Source organism: Methylobacterium organophilum (assembly GCF_022179465.1).
GTDB classification, from domain to species: domain Bacteria; phylum Pseudomonadota; class Alphaproteobacteria; order Rhizobiales; family Beijerinckiaceae; genus Methylobacterium; species Methylobacterium organophilum.
The window spans coordinates 1-214 of sequence record NZ_BPQV01000096.1 but is presented as its reverse complement, the minus strand read 5'-3'; the positions used below and the strand labels follow the sequence as shown (position 1 = coordinate 214).

Sequence of the window (214 nt, the reverse complement as noted above, 5' to 3'; positions counted from 1 at the left end):
CCGCAGGATAGAGATGGTCTCCTCCACCGTGGGCTCGTCCTCGGACACGGGCTGGAAGCGGCGCTCCAGGGCGGGGTCCTTCTCAATCTCCCGGTACTCGTCCAGGGTGGTGGCCCCGATGAGCCTGAGCTCCCCCCGGGCCAGGGCGGGCTTCAGCATGTTGCCCGCGTCCACGGCGCCCTCGGCCTTGCCCGCCCCCACCACGGTGTGGAGC

1 pseudogene is annotated in these 214 nt (G+C 71.5%); it reads right to left on the bottom strand.

From position 1 onward, the window contains the following. Window positions 1-214: pseudogene (locus MFF21_RS23900) on the bottom strand (hypothetical protein); the annotation flags it as partial.